This window comes from Staphylococcus sp. HMSC055A09, assembly GCF_001809655.1.
Classification (GTDB): Bacteria; Bacillota; Bacilli; order Staphylococcales; family Staphylococcaceae; genus Staphylococcus; species Staphylococcus capitis.
In genome coordinates this window covers 108,421-128,724 of the sequence record NZ_KV798360.1, presented here as the reverse complement: position 1 = coordinate 128,724, position 20,304 = coordinate 108,421, and the positions used below count along the sequence as shown (strand labels likewise).

General features: G+C 32.9%; 20 protein-coding genes. 9 read left to right on the top strand and 11 right to left on the bottom strand.

What is annotated here, in order from left to right:
• The first annotated feature begins 16 nt into the window (after window positions 1-16).
• On the top strand, window positions 17-604 hold the full coding sequence (locus HMPREF2642_RS02750; protein WP_002435036.1) for a TetR/AcrR family transcriptional regulator: 588 nt from the start codon (window positions 17-19) through the stop codon (window positions 602-604).
• Between the two features lie 431 nt (window positions 605-1,035).
• On the opposite strand, the gene pbp4 is transcribed toward HMPREF2642_RS02750, so the two are convergent.
• From pbp4 to HMPREF2642_RS02735, 3 genes are all read right to left on the bottom strand, one after another.
• Window positions 1,036-2,202 carry a penicillin-binding protein PBP4 gene (pbp4, locus tag HMPREF2642_RS02745; RefSeq protein WP_030058870.1) on the bottom strand — a complete coding sequence of 389 codons (1,167 nt, stop codon included), beginning with the start codon at window positions 2,200-2,202 and terminating at the stop codon, window positions 1,036-1,038.
• Window positions 2,203-2,428: 226 nt separating this feature from the next.
• Complete coding sequence (locus HMPREF2642_RS02740) at window positions 2,429-3,562, bottom strand: polysaccharide deacetylase family protein (protein WP_030058868.1); 1,134 nt, start codon at window positions 3,560-3,562, stop codon at window positions 2,429-2,431.
• Window positions 3,563-3,815: 253 nt separating this feature from the next.
• Complete coding sequence (locus HMPREF2642_RS02735) at window positions 3,816-4,334, bottom strand: GNAT family N-acetyltransferase (RefSeq protein ID WP_023350937.1); 519 nt, start codon at window positions 4,332-4,334, stop codon at window positions 3,816-3,818.
• Between the two features lie 362 nt (window positions 4,335-4,696).
• Between HMPREF2642_RS02735 and HMPREF2642_RS02730 the strand changes: the two genes are divergently transcribed.
• Together HMPREF2642_RS02730 and lqo are read left to right on the top strand one after the other, a co-directional pair.
• Entirely contained in the window at window positions 4,697-5,191 is a 495-nt protein-coding gene (locus HMPREF2642_RS02730; protein WP_023350936.1) for a tubby C-terminal domain-like protein, read from the top strand.
• 320 nt (window positions 5,192-5,511) lie between these two features.
• Entirely contained in the window at window positions 5,512-7,044 is a 1,533-nt protein-coding gene (gene lqo / locus HMPREF2642_RS02725) for an L-lactate dehydrogenase (quinone) (RefSeq protein WP_227489934.1), read from the top strand.
• A gap of 303 nt (window positions 7,045-7,347) precedes the next feature.
• Here the strand turns inward: lqo and HMPREF2642_RS02720 are convergent, their stop codons facing one another.
• On the bottom strand, window positions 7,348-7,872 hold the full coding sequence (locus tag HMPREF2642_RS02720; RefSeq protein ID WP_002434905.1) for a VOC family protein: 525 nt from the start codon (window positions 7,870-7,872) through the stop codon (window positions 7,348-7,350).
• A gap of 249 nt (window positions 7,873-8,121) precedes the next feature.
• Here HMPREF2642_RS02720 and HMPREF2642_RS02715 point away from each other — a divergent pair, with 249 nt between their 5' ends.
• A complete protein-coding gene (locus HMPREF2642_RS02715; RefSeq protein ID WP_030058860.1) occupies window positions 8,122-8,637 on the top strand; it encodes a YceI family protein in 516 nt (171 codons plus the stop codon).
• Window positions 8,638-8,804: 167 nt separating this feature from the next.
• Here HMPREF2642_RS02715 and HMPREF2642_RS02710 read toward each other — a convergent pair whose 3' ends face one another.
• Complete coding sequence (locus HMPREF2642_RS02710; protein WP_030058858.1) at window positions 8,805-9,782, bottom strand: SMP-30/gluconolactonase/LRE family protein; 978 nt, start codon at window positions 9,780-9,782, stop codon at window positions 8,805-8,807.
• Between the two features lie 414 nt (window positions 9,783-10,196).
• On the opposite strand from HMPREF2642_RS02710, the gene HMPREF2642_RS02705 reads away from it, so the two are divergent.
• Together HMPREF2642_RS02705 and pcp are read left to right on the top strand one after the other, a co-directional pair.
• A complete protein-coding gene (locus HMPREF2642_RS02705) occupies window positions 10,197-11,159 on the top strand; it encodes an oxygen-dependent tRNA uridine(34) hydroxylase TrhO (RefSeq protein ID WP_030058856.1) in 963 nt (320 codons plus the stop codon).
• A 125-nt stretch (window positions 11,160-11,284) separates the two neighbouring features.
• Window positions 11,285-11,923: a pyroglutamyl-peptidase I gene (gene pcp / locus HMPREF2642_RS02700; RefSeq protein ID WP_030058854.1), complete on the top strand. Its 639-nt coding sequence runs from the start codon at window positions 11,285-11,287 to the stop codon at window positions 11,921-11,923.
• A gap of 174 nt (window positions 11,924-12,097) precedes the next feature.
• Here the strand turns inward: pcp and HMPREF2642_RS02695 are convergent, their stop codons facing one another.
• The gene (locus tag HMPREF2642_RS02695; protein ID WP_030058852.1) at window positions 12,098-12,667 is read right to left on the bottom strand and encodes a tubby C-terminal domain-like protein; all 570 of its coding nucleotides are present in this window, start codon (window positions 12,665-12,667) and stop codon (window positions 12,098-12,100) included.
• 155 nt (window positions 12,668-12,822) lie between these two features.
• On the opposite strand from HMPREF2642_RS02695, the gene HMPREF2642_RS02690 reads away from it, so the two are divergent.
• Both HMPREF2642_RS02690 and HMPREF2642_RS02685 read left to right on the top strand, forming a co-directional pair.
• Window positions 12,823-13,287, top strand: coding sequence for a bacillithiol transferase BstA (locus HMPREF2642_RS02690; RefSeq protein WP_030058850.1), 465 nt, complete (start codon window positions 12,823-12,825; stop codon window positions 13,285-13,287).
• A gap of 178 nt (window positions 13,288-13,465) precedes the next feature.
• Entirely contained in the window at window positions 13,466-14,884 is a 1,419-nt protein-coding gene (locus HMPREF2642_RS02685) for an anion permease (protein ID WP_030058848.1), read from the top strand.
• A gap of 75 nt (window positions 14,885-14,959) precedes the next feature.
• On the opposite strand, the gene rarD is transcribed toward HMPREF2642_RS02685, so the two are convergent.
• The 5 genes from rarD to HMPREF2642_RS02660 form a co-directional block, all read right to left on the bottom strand.
• On the bottom strand, window positions 14,960-15,868 hold the full coding sequence (gene rarD, locus HMPREF2642_RS02680) for an EamA family transporter RarD (protein ID WP_070597642.1): 909 nt from the start codon (window positions 15,866-15,868) through the stop codon (window positions 14,960-14,962).
• Window positions 15,869-16,043: 175 nt separating this feature from the next.
• Window positions 16,044-16,253 carry a zinc ribbon domain-containing protein gene (locus HMPREF2642_RS02675; RefSeq protein ID WP_002434976.1) on the bottom strand — a complete coding sequence of 70 codons (210 nt, stop codon included), beginning with the start codon at window positions 16,251-16,253 and terminating at the stop codon, window positions 16,044-16,046.
• A gap of 96 nt (window positions 16,254-16,349) precedes the next feature.
• Window positions 16,350-17,339, bottom strand: a complete 990-nt coding sequence (locus HMPREF2642_RS02670) for a DUF418 domain-containing protein (RefSeq protein ID WP_030058843.1) — start codon at window positions 17,337-17,339, stop codon at window positions 16,350-16,352.
• A gap of 209 nt (window positions 17,340-17,548) precedes the next feature.
• The gene (locus HMPREF2642_RS02665) at window positions 17,549-18,058 is read right to left on the bottom strand and encodes a YfiT family bacillithiol transferase (protein WP_030058842.1); all 510 of its coding nucleotides are present in this window, start codon (window positions 18,056-18,058) and stop codon (window positions 17,549-17,551) included.
• Window positions 18,059-18,213: 155 nt separating this feature from the next.
• Window positions 18,214-19,029 carry a LysR family transcriptional regulator gene (locus HMPREF2642_RS02660; protein ID WP_030058841.1) on the bottom strand — a complete coding sequence of 272 codons (816 nt, stop codon included), beginning with the start codon at window positions 19,027-19,029 and terminating at the stop codon, window positions 18,214-18,216.
• 125 nt (window positions 19,030-19,154) lie between these two features.
• Here HMPREF2642_RS02660 and HMPREF2642_RS02655 point away from each other — a divergent pair, with 125 nt between their 5' ends.
• Entirely contained in the window at window positions 19,155-20,303 is a 1,149-nt protein-coding gene (locus tag HMPREF2642_RS02655; protein ID WP_030058840.1) for an MFS transporter, read from the top strand.
• Window position 20,304: the final 1 nt, after the last annotated feature.

Here is a 20,304-nt window from a genome sequence, read left to right as displayed (position 1 = left end):
AATGAGGTGAACAATAATGAATAGCAATGATTTACGTGTTAAGAAGACACAACGTGCTCTAATGGATTCATTTTTAGAATTACTTAAAACTAAAAATTTTAGTCAGATTACAGTTCAAGATTTGTGTGATCGTGCTATGGTACGACGCTCTACTTTTTATCGTCACTATAGTGATAAATACGATTTATTAAACCAAGTCTTAGCCAACTTTTCCAATAGTTTGCATGAATCTCATTCAGAGAGTTTATTAGTCAAACAGCCTAAATCATATTTTGAAAATATCGTTAGAGATACGCTTTATTTTTTAATTGAAAATCGAGAAACGATTCAAAGTATCTTTACTATATCGTATTATGATGAAGTGACACGTATCGTCTATACGCAACTTTATAAAGGTGTAGAGAGACAAGTTAATTTCGACATAAGGCACGGTATACGTTTCACTATTGATTTAGAAGTTTATAAAGAATTTATAGCAGGTGGTATATTACGTATCATTTATGCTTGGCTTAAAGAAGGTCAAGAACGATCTGTTGATGAGTTAACTATAGAGGTAGTTAAAATAATCAATGGTATCAGAGAAACAAATATAAAGAAGTTCTAAACTATATTCATAAAAGAGAGGGATTGAAAACACATCTATATAAAGATAGTTTTGCAATCCCTCATCTATTTATCAAGAATGATTATGAATCTTCAGAAGAAACTATAATAGAGGTTTCAATCATTAATGTCTAGCCATCCAAGGTCTTCCTTGTATGGCTTTTTTACGTCTAGTTTTGGGTGAATTTGTTTTAGGAACAACCCGAGGTTCATGCCCTCTTTCAATACGTTTCTTTAACTTGCTATCCTTTTATTAAGTTTAAAAGGCATTAAAGACACGTATTGCTATTTTCATTATAGTGCGGACACTATGCGTAATCATGTTGAACGTTCATCGAGTGTCTTATAGTCAATGCACCACACTTTTGGCAATCATAAGTAATAAATAAAATATAGCGCTTTTGTAGATCAATAAAAAAGTTATCGCATTATTCAATGCGATAACCATCCAAATAAGCCACTACTTTTCTTTTCAGCTTTTACCGATGGATAAGAAGCGCCATCTAGAAAATGTCGTTGATAGTGAACGTAAGCATTCCCTTTATCATTAATCGCAATATACCATTTTTTATGTTTAGGTACGACGTCATATAAGTCTTTTTTTACTGTGTATTTTTTGCCATCAATTTGATGTTCACCTTTAGATAACACCTTTTTATATTCATATTGCTTCCGATAATATTTCATCATATCATTCGCAATTTCATTACGATTTAATTTAGCTGTTTCACTAGGATATGGTGTAACATCTAAAATCGTCTCATTTAATCTCAAACCATGTTGCTTATTTGTTAAAGCTAAACTATATCCGGAATCACTCGTACCAGTCTTGAGTCCGTCAGTCCCTTTATAATATTTCGGCTGACCTTTCAAAGATAAATTCGTAGATTCAAATGATTGTCCTTTTTGTGTATCTGATTTATTTTGTGTGGTTTTAAGTATTTCAGGGTGCTCTTTGATCATGTGATACATCATGATATTCATATCTTTAGACGTACTGGAAGTCTTCCCTTGTTTCTTATACTTTTGAGGTGCGCTAGATCCTAACAACTCAGTATCTGCTCCAGCTGGACTTGTAAAGTGTGTGTCTTTCATGTGAAATGTTTTAGCCTGCTGATTCATTTTATCTGTAAAAGTAGAAGTCGAACCTGATACCTTTTCGCCTAGAATTAAAGCAGCAGCATTACTTGAAGCTAAAGCTGTTTGGCTCAATATATCTTTAACAGTATATGTTTGTCCTGCTTTTAACGGTACCGAAGAAAGGTTAGACTTTTGAGATAATTGCGCTTGTTTAGATGTGATTTTTATTTTATCTTTCATATGTATTTTTCCTGATTTAACTGCATCCAATGTTAAATACATTGTCATCATTTTAGTTAAAGAGGCAGGATCTACTTTTTTATTTTCGTTGTAATTGTATAAAATTTGACCTTGTTTTGTAGTGAGCGTGAGTGATTGAGGTTCATATTGAGTTGAAATATTAGCATTTTCTTCTTTATTGACTAGAGGTGTGGGCTTTTCTACTGCATAACTTTGAGAAGTTAAAAGTAATGATGTTAATCCTATCGTGCCTGTTATATATAGTATTCTTCGAAACATCGTATCACCTGATTTCATTTTTCTAATATTCTTGTTAGTTTATGTACTTTACATATACTTATATCAAGTTTTACTCAACTTTTCAAAAATACCGAATACACGCGCATATGTAAAACAGGCTAGGACATAACGTTAATGTCTTAGCCTGTTTACTTGTTATGAGTAATTATCTGAATGAAATTATGAAAGTAAATAATTCGCATAACTTCATCTTATTAACGAATATTTATTCTTGTTGATAATCTTTATTCCCTTTAAAGTAACTGCGATCTTGTTTATCATAAACCTTCTCAGGATTCATAAAAGGCTTTAATTTATCTTTAAAATCGTATAAGTTCAGACCATCTACTGCAACTCTATCTTGATATACATTATCTGGTTCAACATCGGTAAAGTTATTAGGTCCTACTCCAGCCAAATATTTAAAGTGACCTTCTTTAATCAGATAGTTATATGCTGGCGTATCTCTATCTTGTGCACCATGGGGGAAAATAAATAAATCAGTTTTACCTATAATTGGTGTCACTTCTTTCTCCCAACGTTTTGTATCTTTAACAATTCCTTCATAAGATGATTGTTCAAAATTAATATGTCCATATGAATGACTGGCAAATGTCCAACCATCTCTTTTCATAGCATCAGCTACTTCTGTTGCTTTAGCTTTACGGTCCTTATAATGCTTACTATCTGTTTCATTTGTACGATATCCTAAAACGCCATTATATCCTGTTAATGCAACTACACCTTTTTGTCCATTTAAAGAGAAATCAGGGTGTTTTTTAACAAAGTCATTTAATATTGGAACGATATCATCGTCTTTAGAATGTGTTACTTTGCCATTCTTTTGCTTCGTTTCTGATACAACATGTTTGTTTTTATCTAAAACTAATCTGTCGGCATACCCTTTTCCACGCATGTACTCATAATAGTTCATGTCGTCGATAGATAGTATTAATGGTTTTTTACCTTTAGGTAATTTTAACTTCTTCTTATTTATCGTTTTTGCTTTTAAATCATAAGCATCGTGTGGATCAATTAAAATATAATTTCTTTTATGTAACTCTTCTAGAGATTTTTTAAATTCGTTAGCTGTAATCATCCAGTCGTTATTACCTTTGGCTTCTTGTGGGCTCCCCGAAAATGCCACTTTAGCGTCAGTAATAAGTGGATGATAAAAGATATGGTATATTTCACCATCGTATGTTTGCCAATCTTTAGTCATTTTTGATTGATGACTTGCATACATATTTTCATTTTCACTATCTTCAGTGTGAGAATCTTTCTGTTTTGAGCATCCTTCTAAAATGAATACCATCAACACAATAGAAACAAAAAATAAATATAAAGTCTTTCTCATTATCTCATCCCTCAAATTAATATCATCATACAATAATCAATATAACATTAATGGGGTGTACAATATTATTAAATATATCTTAATTTTATTTTGATTTAATGTTAATGTAAAAAACTATCGCTTTATATTCACTTTAAGAGTTCAAACGAATAATGAGTTTAAACATATATCTATGTATCAGGCTGACTAAACAATGATTTGAATACGCATAAAAAAAGAGCGAGATAAAAATTATCTCACTCAATAACGTAAATATTTACAAAGGAACATTTAACTGTTGCTTAAAATAACAACGATCCCCATCATTTATAATATTATTCCACGTATCATTTAATTCATATCCTAAACGTTCGGCAAGCTTAATAGAAGATTCATTGACTTGATTCGTTCGTATAAGTTTTGGTGTTACTGCATCAAATTGTTTCATCCATCGTGATATCATTTCGATTGCTTCAGTAGCTAATCCTTCACCTGTATATTTTGGAAAAAGTCTATAATACAAGTTTAAGAATAATTGATAATTAATGGTGCGGTATTCAAAACCACTCATCCCTACTAATTCTCCAGTATCTTTGGCTATTAACATAAAGTATCCAAAGTCATTTTCTTCCCAATGTCTTCTCCAACCTTTTATAAATCCTTTAGTAATATCTTTGTTCTCGTGTATACCTTTAGGAGTGTATTTTGTTGATTCATTATTCGTATGTAGTTGGAAAAGCGCATCAAGATGCTCAATATCTGGTTTTAATAAGTAAAGTCTATCGGTTTCTAACATATACTCACCACCTCAATTTGTTTATTACTGACTTTTTAGCATATACCCTTTTTTCTACCTTTTATTTAAAACTAGTCATAAATTCAACGTTGAGCTAGCATGCAGGATGTCTTACCTCAGACAAACCTAAGCCTCACACCCTCACCTACAAATGTATGACTTAATGAGAAATTTTTAGCTAACTCATTTACACATTAAAACTCTATGCGACGACATAGCCACGCTCGTTAAACTATCTCGTATAGTGTTTTATTTTATTTAGATCTATTTAATTTAAAAAAATTTATGATTTTAGTTTTTATTTTCCTAAAAATAGGGAATATATTTATAATGAAAATTTACAAATCGAAGGTTGATGAAGGATGATTACTTATACACTCAGCAATTACTTTGATACGAGATGGAAAACGATGTATGACGATGGGAATCCCTATTTATACATACGTAAATCGTACCCTAACCCCTTTATTAAAGGATTAGACATTATTATTCCTCAAGCAGGAATATATACCTCTTATGTCGTTAGGGATTTAGAGAAAAATGTAATATTTACTTCTAAATGTATTCCAAATTTTAGAAACTTTAGAGAGATTCATTGTAATTACAGAGGTACTCATATTGAGATGAAAGAGTTCACATTGGTGAACAAACCGGTTAAATTCACTTATGATAATGAAGATTATTTTATTAAAAAGACGAGCCCAGAAACATGTACTATTACGAATTATGAGAATGAAAAACTATCTCATTGGGCTAAAAATGAAGGACAAGTGAGCTTCCATATTTTAGATGAAAGTAGTAAACCAATAGAAGAGTTATTAATCATACTCTCTCATGCATTAATGAATAAAATTTGAGGCTGTGCATAAATGATTGTCGCAGTCTTATTTTTTAATATATATGCTGTAGATGGTTGTACTGAAAATGTGCTTATATCAAGCTTCTTTCAATTCTAGCCCTTCTTGCTGACGGGGCTCCAACTTATGGTAGCCATCTTCTCATTTATTAGGAGTAGGACATATGATTAAATTCAAGTTCTACTCCTAATTTGTGTCTAATCAATGAGCATATTATGTCTAAATTATTACAAAATGGAATAGGTATTATTGAAAATATGTATTTTTGTTATAGATTGTTAGCAATTATAATAAGACTCAGCGCAATAATTTAATTATTTTTGCACGAGTTCTGTTTTAAGAAAGGTGAGCAAAAAATGGCTAACAATGAGTCAAAAAACATAGTTATTATTGGCGCTGGTGTCTTAAGTACGACATTCGGTTCTATGATTAAAGAATTAGAACCTAATTGGAACATCAAACTCTATGAACGTTTAGATCGTCCAGGTATTGAAAGTTCTAACGAAAGAAACAATGCCGGTACTGGACATGCTGCGTTATGCGAACTGAACTATACAGTTCAACAACCGGATGGTTCAATTGATATAGAAAAAGCGAAAGAAATCAATGAACAATTTGAGATTTCTAAGCAATTCTGGGGACACCTTGTGAAAAGTGGCAACATTGATAACCCTAGAGAATTTATTAATCCACTTCCTCACATTAGTTTCGTAAGAGGTAAGAATAACGTTGAATTCTTAAAAGACCGTTACGAAGCGATGCGTAACTTCCCTATGTTTGACAACATCGAATATACGGAAGATATCGAAGAAATGAGAAAATGGATGCCATTGATGATGAAAGGTCGTACTGGCAATGAAATCATGGCAGCTAGCAAAATTGACGAAGGTACCGATGTTAACTATGGTGAGTTAACACGTAAAATGGCTAAAAATATTGAGCAACATCCTAATGCCGATGTTCAATATAATCATGAAGTCATTGATTTCAACCGACGTCAAGACGGCATCTGGGAAGTGAAAGTAAGAAACCGTAACAATGGTTCAGAGGAAACTGTATTCGCGGATTACGTCTTTATAGGTGCTGGTGGTGGCGCTATTCCACTATTACAAAAAACTGGTATCCCTGAAAGCAAACACCTTGGTGGATTCCCTATTAGCGGTCAGTTCTTAATTTGTACTAACCCTGAAGTCATTAATGAACACGACGTTAAAGTATATGGTAAAGAACCACCAGGCACACCACCAATGACTGTACCTCATCTTGATACGCGTTATATTGATGGTGAAAGAACATTATTATTTGGTCCGTTTGCGAATATCGGTCCTAAATTCTTAAAAAATGGTTCTAACTTAGATTTATTTAAATCTGTAAAACCATACAACATTACAACACTACTTGCATCTGCAGTTAAAAATTTACCTTTAATCAAGTATTCAATCGACCAAGTATTGATGACAAAAGAAGGTTGTATGAACCACTTACGCACGTTCTACCCTGAAGCTCGTGACGAAGATTGGCAATTATACACTGCAGGTAAACGTGTTCAAGTTATCAAAGATACGCCTGAGCACGGTAAAGGATTCATTCAATTCGGTACAGAAGTTGTGAACTCTGAAGATCACTCAGTTATTGCATTATTAGGAGAATCACCAGGAGCATCAACTTCAGTTTCTGTAGCGTTAGAAGTTCTAGAACGAAACTTCGCTGACTACGAAAATGAATGGAAACCTAAATTACAAAATATGATTCCTTCATATGGTCAATCACTTATAAATGATGTTCAATTAATGAGAGAAACTCGTAAACAAACATCAAAAGATTTAGAATTAAATTATTATGAATCTAAATAATTAACCCTTTCCCTGTAAAATATAAAATATTAAAGTCCTTACTTGGGGCTCTCCCCTGACCCCAAAACCCTTAATAAATATTGTAAAAGTTAGAAGTAACAAAAAGTTGAAACTAAATTAACCTTATTTCCCCTACCCCCTTCAAAGAGAGCCACTTTGAAGGGGGTTTTTATGTATAGTTTGATAATCACTAGTTATACACACTCATTCTTTTACTATCTATAAAATTATTTTTTATAAAAATAAACTGAGACAGATGAACTATCTCAGTTTCACATAATAAAAAGTTAAAATTAATACATATTATTCACTTGGCGTAAAGAGTTCCGCTTCATTATCTGGAGGATAATAAAATCCATTTGGAACGGTTTGTAATTCAATGAGACTTCCCCATGGTGTTTTAACATATACTGTTTGATTCCCTTCGGTGTCTTCATATCTCGTATTACTATGAGGCTCAGAAATAAGTTCTCCACCGGCTGATCTTACTTTGGCTACAGCCACTTCAAAGTCATCTACATAAAACGATAAATGTGTATAACCAATATCTTGAAGTGCTTCAGGTTTTCGTTGCTTTGCATTTTGGAATTCAAACATCTCAATATTTGGACCATTCCCAAATACCATCATCCGTTTATGTACGATTTGAGCACCTTTACTCATGCCCAATATTTTTTCTACATCTTTACCACCACGTGGTTTCTCATCTTTTCTTTGACTATCATAGGCAATCTTTCCGTCTAAACCCTTTTTGAAGAATTCAGTGGCTTCCTCTATATCCGGTACAGTTAAACCAATATGATTGATACCTCTTGAGATATCTTTCATATTTCTTCACCTCTTTAGAAATTGTTTATCACAACGAATATTCCCTAGATAATAAAGTTTTACACATCTCTTTTTATAAAAATAACAGCTAACAATGACTCAAAATGGGTAAATGTTTAATAGAAGTTATTTTTCAAAAATGAGTATATTGAGAACTTATTGATTGCAACTTGAGCAAACGATGTTATAATAATTATATCAGGTATAATTATTATACTTAAAAACTTATGAAAAAGGGGTAATGTAATCATGACTCAATTCACATTTGATCAAGCACATAGTGATATTCAATTCCAAATCAAACATTTAATGGTATCTAAAGTGAAAGGTACTTTCTCCCAATATGATATTCAATTAGATGGAGATATTAACGACTTAAGTTCACTTAAAGCAACTGCAACTATCATTCCAAGCTCAGTCGACACGCAAAATGAAGATAGAGATAATCACTTGAAATCTGGTGACTTCTTCGCAACAGATGAAAACGACAAATGGACATTTGAAACAAAAGAAATTTCAGAGAACAAAGTAACGGGCGATTTAACTATTAAAGGTGAAACACACGAAGAAACTTTCGATGTTGAATTTAATGGTATTAGTAAAAATCCAATGAACGGTTCACAAGTAACAGGATTTATTGTTACAGGTACAATTGACCGTGAAAAATATGGCATGAGCTTCAACCAAGCATTAGAAACTGGTGGCGTAATGTTAGGTAAAGAAGTAAAATTTGAAGCATCAGCTGAATTCAGTTTAGAAGATTAACAAAATGAACATATCCATCATTTTATCTCTTAAATAGTAAAACACAATTATAAATGAGTTAAACCCCTCACTATCATCGCTTATAGTGAGGGGTTGTTTATTGAAAGGCTATCACCCGACTTCTTATTTATATCTTTAATCATTAACTTGTTCTTAAAAATTTGCATCTATTGAAACTGATAACTTTGATGACCTTTTGCAAATCCATTGACCGTATAAATCATTGAACCGCCTTCAGAGTTATTCTCAATATCATTTGTACAAATTAACAATTGATTTGTACCTGGAATAAATTGTGGATGCGTTGAACGTAGCATTTTACCTTCATCACGGCCTGGCATTAGGATCTGACCAATTGGGTAACCCTTTTTATTAAAGACTAAGACACGACCTTGACCATACATTGCCACATAAAGGTTATCATCACTATCGATACAACATGAATCTGGCCCTTCATGACCTGTGAAGTAATATGGAATCGTTGCGCCAAATGGTGCAATAGTCACACCATCTTCTTCTAATTCAATACGATGAAGACGATTTGTAGTTGTTTCAGTCACCCACAATACGCGTTCATCAGTACTTAATGCGACACCGTTTGCAACTGAGATATTCTGTATCACTGGTGTAATTGTCTTGAAGTCTGGTGATACATAATAAACACCGCCTAGAGGATTTGTTGAGTATCCTCTGAAATCAGTGAAGTAGAAACCACCCTTACTATCAAATACCATATCGTCAATACAGTATTCTGTGCTTAATTCAGAAACAATTTCTTCAAATTGTTCGCCTTCTTCAGTAGTTGAGAAAATACCACCTGTCGTCTTAAAGTCGCCTAAATAACATATAAATAAACGTCCATCTTTATGAACTTTAATAGCTGCTGGATTCGCTTTTTCAGACACGAATGGTCGAGTCACTTCTTTGGTAGATGTATTCACTTTAAAAATATTACCTTCAAAGACATCTAATAAGAATAAATTGCCTTCGCGATTGAAATTTAAGCCTTCTAATTGTAATCCTCTATCCGAAATTTTAACCCAAGGTTCTGCAGTCACTGTTTGCAACTCATTTTCAGACACTATTGGTGCAACACTTGCCGATTTCCCTGTATATTTTAAAGTTGGTAAATCTTGAATAGCCATCGTCTAATCCCCTCTTTCTCTCATTTAAACTTTGATACCATTTTATAAGAACTCAACTTAATTGTCATTAGAGCGGTATTATAACGGTTATTTTTATATTTTATTTTCTTAAAAAATGTCGCGATATTTGATTGCATTTTCAAAAAATATCAACTTTAATAATGATTTATAAGCTAGCATATTGAAACTATTTATCATTTTGGTACAATATTATAATGGAAAAAATGTAAACAGTATTAATATCAGACTTTAGACAAGCCCTTTTACCACTCATCAACGTTTTATGCATTTCGACTTCTCGATTGAGAAGGATTTTCTAACAGTTTGTTTATGTCATGTTAGTTTGTCTACAAAATAATATTTATAAATCATCGCCCCATATATAGAGAAGAAATAAAAGAGGAGAATGTAAGAATGGATTATAGAGTACTTTTATACTATAAATACGTAACAATTGATGACCCAGAAACATTTGCGTCAGAGCACTTAGAATTCTGTAAAGAAAATAATTTAAAAGGTAGAATCTTAGTTTCTACAGAAGGCATTAATGGTACTTTATCTGGTACAAAAGAAGACACAGATAAATATATCGAACATATGCATGCGGATGAACGTTTCGCTGATTTAACATTCAAAATTGATGAAGCTGAAGGTCATGCATTCAAGAAAATGCACGTTCGACCTAGAACAGAAATCGTTGCTTTAGGTTTAGAAGATGATGTAGATCCACGCGTAACTACAGGTAAATATTATTCACCTAAAGAATTTAAAGAAGCTTTAGAAGATAAAGATACTGTTATTTTAGATGCACGTAACGACTACGAATTCGACTTAGGACACTTCCGTGGTGCAATTCGTCCTGATATTACACGTTTCCGTGATTTACCAGATTGGATTCGCAACAATAAAGATCAATTAGATGGTAAAAATATCGTGACATATTGTACTGGTGGTATCCGTTGTGAGAAATTCTCTGGCTGGTTAGTTAAAGAAGGCTTCGAAAATGTAGGCCAACTACATGGCGGCATTGCGACTTACGGTAAAGACCCTGAAACTAAGGGTGAATACTGGGATGGTAAAATGTACGTTTTCGATGAACGTATAAGTGTAGATGTTAACCAAGTTGAGAAAACAGTTATTGGTAAAGAGCATTTCGATGGTACACCATGTGAACGTTACATCAACTGTGCTAACCCAGAATGTAATAAACAAATCCTTGTATCTGAAGAAAATGAAGAAAAATACTTAGGCGCATGCTCATACGACTGTGCGAAACATGAACGTAATCGTTATGTTGCAAAACATGATATCAGTAATGAAGAATGGAATCGTCGCCTAGAGAACTTTAAAGACGTTCCTGAGCATGCCCACGCTTAAGTCATCATTGAAGTGTTTATATGCCAACTTCGCTATCCTTACATAGGTGTAGCGGAGTTGTTTTTATGTGAAAAATCATTTTAAAATGGAACTAAATGATTGAATTTGAGAGTGAGGCGTTGAGTTTGAAAATATTAGTAACTGCGTTTGATGCATTTGATGGCGAATCCACAAATCCTGCTTTAGAAGCCGTACATCGTCTTGATACGCACATCGGCGAACATGTCATCACTAAATTAGAAATTCCCACCGTCTTTCATGAATCTAAAAACGTAATCTGTAAAGCGTTAAAAGAAGACACTTATGACGTTGTTCTAGCAATTGGTCAAGCTGGAGGTCGTTTCGAAATTACACCTGAGCGCGTAGGGATAAACATTGATGATGCTCGTATTCCAGATAATAAAGGCAACCAACCTATTGATAAAGTAATAAAAGAAGACGGCGCGCCGGCTTATTTCTCAAATTTACCTGTTAAAAAAATGGTAGAAGCTATTAAAAGAGCAGGAGTACCTGCCAGATTATCAAATACTGCGGGTACGTTTGTATGTAATCATATATTATATCAACTAGGTTATTTAGCAGATATGTCTTATCCAGACTTACTGTTTGGTTTTATTCATGTACCTTACATTCCAGAACAAGTTACTGATAAACCTGAGAAACCATCAATGTCTATCGATACAATCACGAAAGGATTAACCTCTGCTATCAAGGCGATATCACGAGAAGAAGATATTAAAGTTGCTATGGGTGAGACGCACTAATTGTATTTATGATATTAAAATAAGCGATGAATGCCTATTTTTATGATGGCCTTCATCGCTATTTACATTTTAGATTATCTTTAAGCGGTAGGTACGTTCCACTCTACAACCAAGCCTGAATAGGCTAAGCCCCCACCAAAATCAAACTACTCATGGTACTAATTTTCACCCATCCTATATAATTGGGGAGCCAGTAGTATCTGGATTAAATGGATTCAGAATACTGTGCGATACATGAACATTCGCGAAAGAATGCAAAATTAATATAAATAATAAATGATTCTTTTCATATAACTCACTTTTCCCCTCAACATATGCATAGTCACCATTTTGTTTCCAACTTGCGATTTCTTTATCTTGTTTAGAATCTTTTATCACTGTATATTTATTCACGTCTGAATGAATATTGAGGATTCTACCATCAAATTTCAATATTCCATAAGTTTCTCCACGACCATTACTTTGCTTATCAAATAAAACTTGTGATTCCCCGTTATTTGAAACATATGTAACATCAAAACGCTTTTGCGCCATTATCGTTTTTACTTTGACACTCGCTTTTACATCACCATTATGATCATAAATTACGAATCGATTAAATTTAAAACCTAATGTAAAAAAACTAACCAACCGTTGAAAAATATTATTAAATTTTTTCTGAATGGTACCGACTATTTTTCCAGAATCATCTTTAATATCAGAACTTTTCGTTGAGAAACGATTTCTCTTAAAGTATTTATACATCATTTCACCTATATTCCTTTTGTTTACTTTTATAATAAACAAAGTCTACATATGAATTCAAATAGCTTCGTTATTATATGCGTAGTCATTTTTAAAAGCGGGTAGACACATGTTGCAAGCAATTTTTTTAGAAATCACTTGAAAGGGTGTATAAAATGACTAAAACTGTTTATGACGTTATAGACTTTGGTGTAAGTTATATTAGAGATGTTTATGATAAATGGGATGTTATGAAAGTATTAGATAAAGATGACAGTGTCTTCCCAAATACACTACATTGGCAATATGGTCACGTACTAACTGTGTTTGAAGAAGCACTCGCAATGGGTAATCAAGAAGTTATTGATGTTGATAAATATAGTAAATTGTTCGGAACTGGAACTAAGCCATCAGATTGGGGATATGATGAAGTTCCTTCAATCGAAAGCATTTTAAATGACATTAAAACGTTACCTGAAAGAGCTACACATTTAACTGATAAAGAGCTCAAAAAAGAAATTGACCAGCCTATCGCAGGTTGTAAAACATTAGAAGAACTTTTAGTGCTTAATGCATTACACATCCCATTACATGCAGGTAAAATTGAAGAAATGACTCGTGTTTTAAAAGCTGAACAATAATGGTATTCATCCGATAGCTAAATAATTAAGCTATCGGATTTTTTGATTTTCACAAGTATAGTGATTTTATTGATAATCTTTCTCATTAATATTCTTTTAGGTCTGTACATCTCATTTACAGAAGACTATGATTGAAATGTAAAAAGTTTAATTTGAGATAGAAAGAAGGAAAGTGACGATGGAGAATACGGTTAAATATCGTAAATTCATACTTCCAATTGTTGTAGGATTGATTATTTGGGCACTCACCCCTTTTAAACCTGATGCTTTAAATGACCAAGCTTGGTATATGTTTGCAATTTTTGTGGCTACAATTATCGCATGTATCACGCAACCTATGACAATCGGTGCTGTATCTATCATTGGCTTTACGATTATGGTACTCGTTGGCATCATGGATACAAAATCAGCTGTTGAAGGTTTTGGTAATAGTAGTATCTGGCTTATCGCTATGGCCTTTTTCATTTCAAGAGGGTTTGTTAAAACAGGACTCGGCCGACGTATTGCGCTTCAATTCGTAAAATTATTTGGTAAGAAGACGCTAGGTCTTGCTTATTCCCTTGTAGGTGTAGATTTAATTTTAGCACCAGCAACACCTAGTAACACTGCTCGTGCAGGTGGAATAATGTTCCCTATCATTAAATCTCTCTCAGAATCATTTGGTTCAACACCTAAAGACGGCACTGAGAGAAAGATGGGTGCATTTTTAATATTTACAGAGTTCCAAGGTAACCTTATTACGGCAGCTATGTTCTTAACTGCAATGGCAGGTAACCCTATCGCTCAAAGTTTAGCTGAGAAGACCGCTCATGTTCATATTACCTGGATGAATTGGTTTGTTGCAGCTATCGTTCCTGGTCTTATTTCACTAATAGTTGTCCCATTCATTATTTATAAAATGTACCCTCCAACTGTTAAAGAAACACCTAACGCTAAAAAGTGGGCTACTGATCAATTAGAAGAAATGGGCAAAATTTCATTAGCTGAGAAATTTATGATTGGGATTTTTATCGTAGCGTTAATACTTTGGATAACTGGTAGCTTTATCAATATTGATGCGACGTTAACAGCCTTTATCGCGTTATCTCTTCTCTTACTTACAGGCGTATTAAATTGGAAAGATATATTAAATGAAACAGGTGCCTGGAATACACTTGTTTGGTTCTCGGTACTCGTATTAATGGCAGATCAATTAAATAAATTAGGATTTATTCCTTGGTTAAGTAAACTCATCGCACATAGTTTAGGTGGCTTTAGTTGGCCAATCGTGTTAGTTTTACTCATTCTATTTTTCTTCTACTCACACTATTTATTTGCGAGTGCAACTGCACATGTCAGTGCCATGTATGCCGCGTTACTTGGCGTTGCAGTAGCAGCTGGTGCGCCACCGTTATTCAGTGCATTGATGTTAGGTTTCTTCGGTAATTTACTAGCCTCAACTACGCACTATAGTAGTGGTCCAGCACCAATTCTTTATGCTTCTGGCTATGTATCACAGAAACGTTGGTGGCTTATGAACCTTGTACTCGGTATCGTTTACTTTATTATTTGGATTGGATTAGGTTCATTATGGATGAAATTAATTGGAATGATGTAATTTTTGAACATGATAAAAAAGAATCGCTCAAATGAGCGATTCTTTTCTTATTTAATATACTTTTTAACGAAGCGTTTATTTCGCAATTGGATTTCTCTTAATATTCATATATTGCGAAATACTATATAGAATAATTCCAATCCATATAAATATAAATATAAATGTAATTAATTGATGGACATCAAACTTTTCTTTAAAGACGAAAATGCCGAGAATAAACATAATTGTTGGTCCTACATACTGAATAAAACCTGTAAGTGATAATGGTATACGTTTCGCTCCTGCTGAGAACAATATTAGTGGGATTGCTGTTACTGCCCCTGAGAAGACAAGCCAAAATGACGACATATTAAATCCAAACGTCATGTGATGTTGTTGCCATAAGTAGATAACATAAATTATTCCCGCTGGCGCAGTGACAATACATTCTATCGCTATACTGCTAATCGCATCGATATGTACAATCTTTTTAAGGAGTCCATACAAACCAAATGATAAGGCGAGCATGATAGATACGAATGGAAATTCCCCTATTTTAATAGTCATATAGAGTACACCGATTAATGCAAAGATGATGGCTAACCATTCAAATTTGTTAAATCTCTCTTTTAAGAAAATGAGCGCTAGCACGATACTGACAAGTGGATTAATATAATAACCTAAACTTGATTGAAGTACATGCCCATTTGTTACTGCCCAAATAAAAGTTCCCCAATTTATCGTGATTACATATCCCGCTACAATAATTGCTACAAGTTGTACAGGATGTGTAAATAATTGATTCACATCTCTAAGGAACGCCTCTCGTTGTTTGCGCCCTACTACAAGCAGAAGAATCATAAATATCATTGAGAAAATAATTCTAAAAGCAAGAATTTCAAATGCACCAATATGATCTATAAGTTCCCAATAAATAGGGAGTATCCCCCATAAAACGTAAGCACCTAACGCAAAAAATATTCCCTTTTTATACTCAGATGTCATTAGAAGCCCCCTCACTTTATGTAAAATAAAAAATGAGCGTTATTTCAGCTCATTTTATAGTATGCTTATTTAGTTTACTAATTCTTTACTATGAATGATACAAATCTGTTTAAAGATATTTGGTAAAAAATGAATTTTAATTAATAACGCATGAGATTTGGATTCAAAAAAATGATTATCCCCCAAAGAATAAGTCTATGAAGTCACTTGCACGGTTAGCACTTTCTTTGTAAAACTCGGTATAACCACAATTCGTACATGTGATTGTTTTAAAGTTATTGTGCTGAACATCAAACATTTTCGATAAACCTGATCCTGTAGCAGATAGTGTTCCTTCTTCTATTTCCGTATGACCACACTTCACGCAACCTTTTTCTTCAGTCATTTTTATTCCCCCTTAATTCTCTTATTAATTAACCTATTACACATTGAAAGGTTTATGAAACACTATTCTTCATAGGGACTGTATGAATTAGTTTTTTTAGCGACTTTTTACTTTCTTAGGTACATTTTTATAGGTCCATTTACGCCACAACGCTTCAAGAGGGCCTTGACGATAACGTTTAAGCCACCAATGTGTCACTAACATACTTATTATGAGGATAGGTAGCGCAATACAGATTGATTGAATTGGTGTTGGATGATTATATGGGAACACAAATCTTATAAAGAAATATAGTAATAACATTTGAGCCATAAAATTCGTAAACGCTGTTTTACCTAACTTTTCAAAAGGTACTAAAAGACGTTGAACACTCTCTTTATCAGTAATGAATAATAGTATTATGAAGTAAATGAGCGTTTGGAATGGTGTGACTAAGTCTTCTATATTCATCCATGATAAATTAGAACCAATATACTTTATTCCGATTAAAACAATAATAGCTGCTAAGCAAATAAGGAATGTATTTAAGAAAAACTTACGATGGTGCTTAAATCTATAAATCATACCACTTTGTGACATGTACATCCCAAATAGCATCACTGCCATTGCATCAATTAAATATAAGTTGGAATTCGTATCTACAAATGTCATGATATTGATGCTTAATAGTGTAAGAATTGAAATCCATAAATTATAGCGTGCTTGAGGTAACAAGAATAACCACATGATGACAGCGCCACATATTGCATATTCTGCGTATGGTAATGATAAAATCATACCAAAGATACCTACAACAAATAGAAAGAGTAAACGTCTAAACATCAGCTTTAACGGTGAAAGTGATTTTTTACGCGCATTATTCATAAATATGCCCATTCCGATACCAAATAATAAAGTAAACAACATAATAAAACGTCCATCTATAAATAGTGAGAAAAATTGTTTAATCATATAATCTAGACTTGTAAAATGAGGTTTCTTTTCATCTTCGAAAATGGGCAATACTTCTGAAACATTTGCAAAAAGAACGACTGAAATCGCTATGCCTCGAATAATATCTAACTCAACTATACGCTTCTTATCCATAACATAACCTCCTTATCTTTATGATAGGAGGCTGAAAAATTTCGTGCATTTACCTAATCTTACATTTTGCAGTTAGTTTCTTTCATAGATGAAAGGTTTGTTCAAAGTGCGTCTAAACAAGAGTAATATTAATACATCATTGTAATAAGGATAAGACAATATTGTCCCATCCTTTTGACTCTCGTTATATTATTAGACAACCCTCTGTCTTAATTTGAAAGTGCAATTTTAATGTGTTCTAGATGATGACGCTCATGCCATGATAATTTAGCCAATAAGAATGCTACGGTTAAGTCATCTGTTCCCTCTAAATTAACTTTCCTTTCAAGGTCCGAGTTTGATACGTTTTCACCAATAGCAACAACACGTTGATTTAGGGCATCTAGTAATTGTATAGAAATTTCGATAGGTAAACTTGAGTCTGCTAAATCCACCCACTGATTTTGGTCAAACTCAGGTGCTGATGGGTGTTCCTCAGTTAAAGCTAACTTTAAGCGGCTAAATAATTGCATTTGAGAGTCTGCAATATGATGTACAAGTTGTCTGACTGTCCAACTACCTTCTCGATATTTTTTAGTTAGTTGCTCATCTGATAGGTCATCAACAACATTTTTTAGTTGATCAATATATGTTTCTACTTCACTCATCCATTGTTTCACATCAACTAAAGTTACTTTGTTCGGTAACTCTAATTCTCCTATAGGAAATCTAACATCCATATCCTCCACCCCTTTTCATAATTACACATCTAGTATAAGGAATAATTTGAGCGAAAGAAAGATTACACTTTACCGAATAAGGCATTTATCATAGATATAATTTTCATTAAAACTTTTGTATAATGTTTGCTTTTACGCTGAAATCTTTGTATAAACTAATTGCTTAATATCTCATTTACATACGCGTTTAACGATTCACTAGATGATATGAGACCTATTTCACGTACGTATTCTTCAAGCTTTATATAATTAAGGTTATCACTTACCTTATCCAAGTATGATTCTGGTAAAAGAGTTATACCTTTATTTGCAGAGACATTGGCTAAAATTGTCTCAAAATAATCGTTGTAAACTAATAGATCTTCTTTAATTTTTAAAACTTTGTTTAAAAAATGCAGTGTGTCACATGGTGGTGTTTGAATGTAAATTCTTTCATTACCAAGATTTAACAAAGAATTATTCAACTTTTCTCGTCTTTCAGAATAGACTATGAAGTAATCTTCTTCATAAAACTTTTGAGCATAAAAGTTCTTTATCGACATGTTACCGATATCGCCAATAGCTACATCTATTTCTTTAATTTTTAATGATTCTATCAAGCTAGCTGTATTATCATTAATTATATATTGAAAATTCAAATCCTCAGTTTCTTCAATTTTTTTAATATTATGTGGGTTAATACTCGGAAGTAATCCTACTTTTATGTCTCTTTTGTTTATCTGTGAGTTACTAATTTTTACTTTTTCAACTTCTTCATAAATTTTATTTAGTTTCTCTAGTATTGATTGACCTTCTTTAGTTAAGAACACACCTTTTCTGTTTCTTATGAATATTTGTTGATTTAATTCATTTTCGACTGAAGTAACTCTTTTTCGTATTGCAGGCGTGCTGATATTCATTACCTCTGATGCTTTGTTAAAGCTATTATATTTAGCCACTTCCAATATATCTCTAATATAATCTGTCTCCATATTAATCCCCTTGAAACTTTTAGTTAATACACCATGAAACTCTTTTATTATTCCAAGTTTTATATTTAAATACTAACCTTAATTTACATTATTAAAAACTATTTAGTTTTGCACAGGAGGTTATTATGAAGAAAATACTAATATTAGCCTTGGGAATGTTTTCATTAGGTATGGATACTTATATCGTCGCAGGCTTAATCCCTGAAATGAGTAGAAGTTTAAATCAATCAAGTACTGCAATCGGACAAGGTGTAACAATATTTACACTTGTATTTGCAATTTCTGCGCCATTATTTTCTATCTTTTTAGCTAAAATTAATGTTAAGCAAACACTTATATTCGCTCTAATCATCTTTATTTTTGCGAACATCATGACATCTTTGGCAGTTAATTTACCTATTTATCTCTTGGCAAGAGCAATTGCTGGATTAGGTGCAGGCATCTTTTCTCCAATGGCAGTTAGTACAGGCAGTCAATTAGTAGAGAATAAAAATAGAGGGAAAGCTCTTGCGACTGTGGTTGGAGGCATGAGTATAGGTACTGTCATCGGGGTACCTTTAGGTATCCAAATATCAAATTTAAGCTCTTGGAGAGTCACTTTATTATTTATTGTCTTAATAAGTACCCTAACGTGTGTACTTATAGCTATTCACTTTAGAGCAATATTTGCCCCGACTCCACCAAGTATCAAAGAAAGATTTAAGCTATTTATACATCCTCATATTATTCGAATAATGACAGTTACAGTGTGTGCAGCAATCGCTAGTTTAGGTTTATATACCTATTTAAGTAAAATTGTTGAACATTATCAAAGTATCTATTCTCTTACTACTTATTTGATGTTGTGGGGTATTGGAGGCTTGATAGGAAGCTTTAGTATCGGGTTTATTATAGATATGTTTAAGTTTACTAACCTAATTGTGCTAAGTATAATGATACTTCTTTTATTTAGCTTCATACTTCTACCTATCTCAATCCACACACCTATCGCGAGCTGCCTCCCTTTTTTACTTTGGGGCGCTATGGGTTGGGCTACACAGGCTCCTCAACAACATATACTTATTAAAAATTATAAAAGTTATGGTGAGACTGCAGTAGCATTAAATAGCTCAGTTAATTACTTGGGAAGTAGTATTGGATCAGCTTTATGTGGTTCATTATTATTTATCACTCACAATATAAACATGCTAGTTTATCTATCTATTTTTATTTGTGGTATTGGTTTATTAGTCCAACTAACAAATATATTAATAGATAAAAAGCAGTCATTTTAAA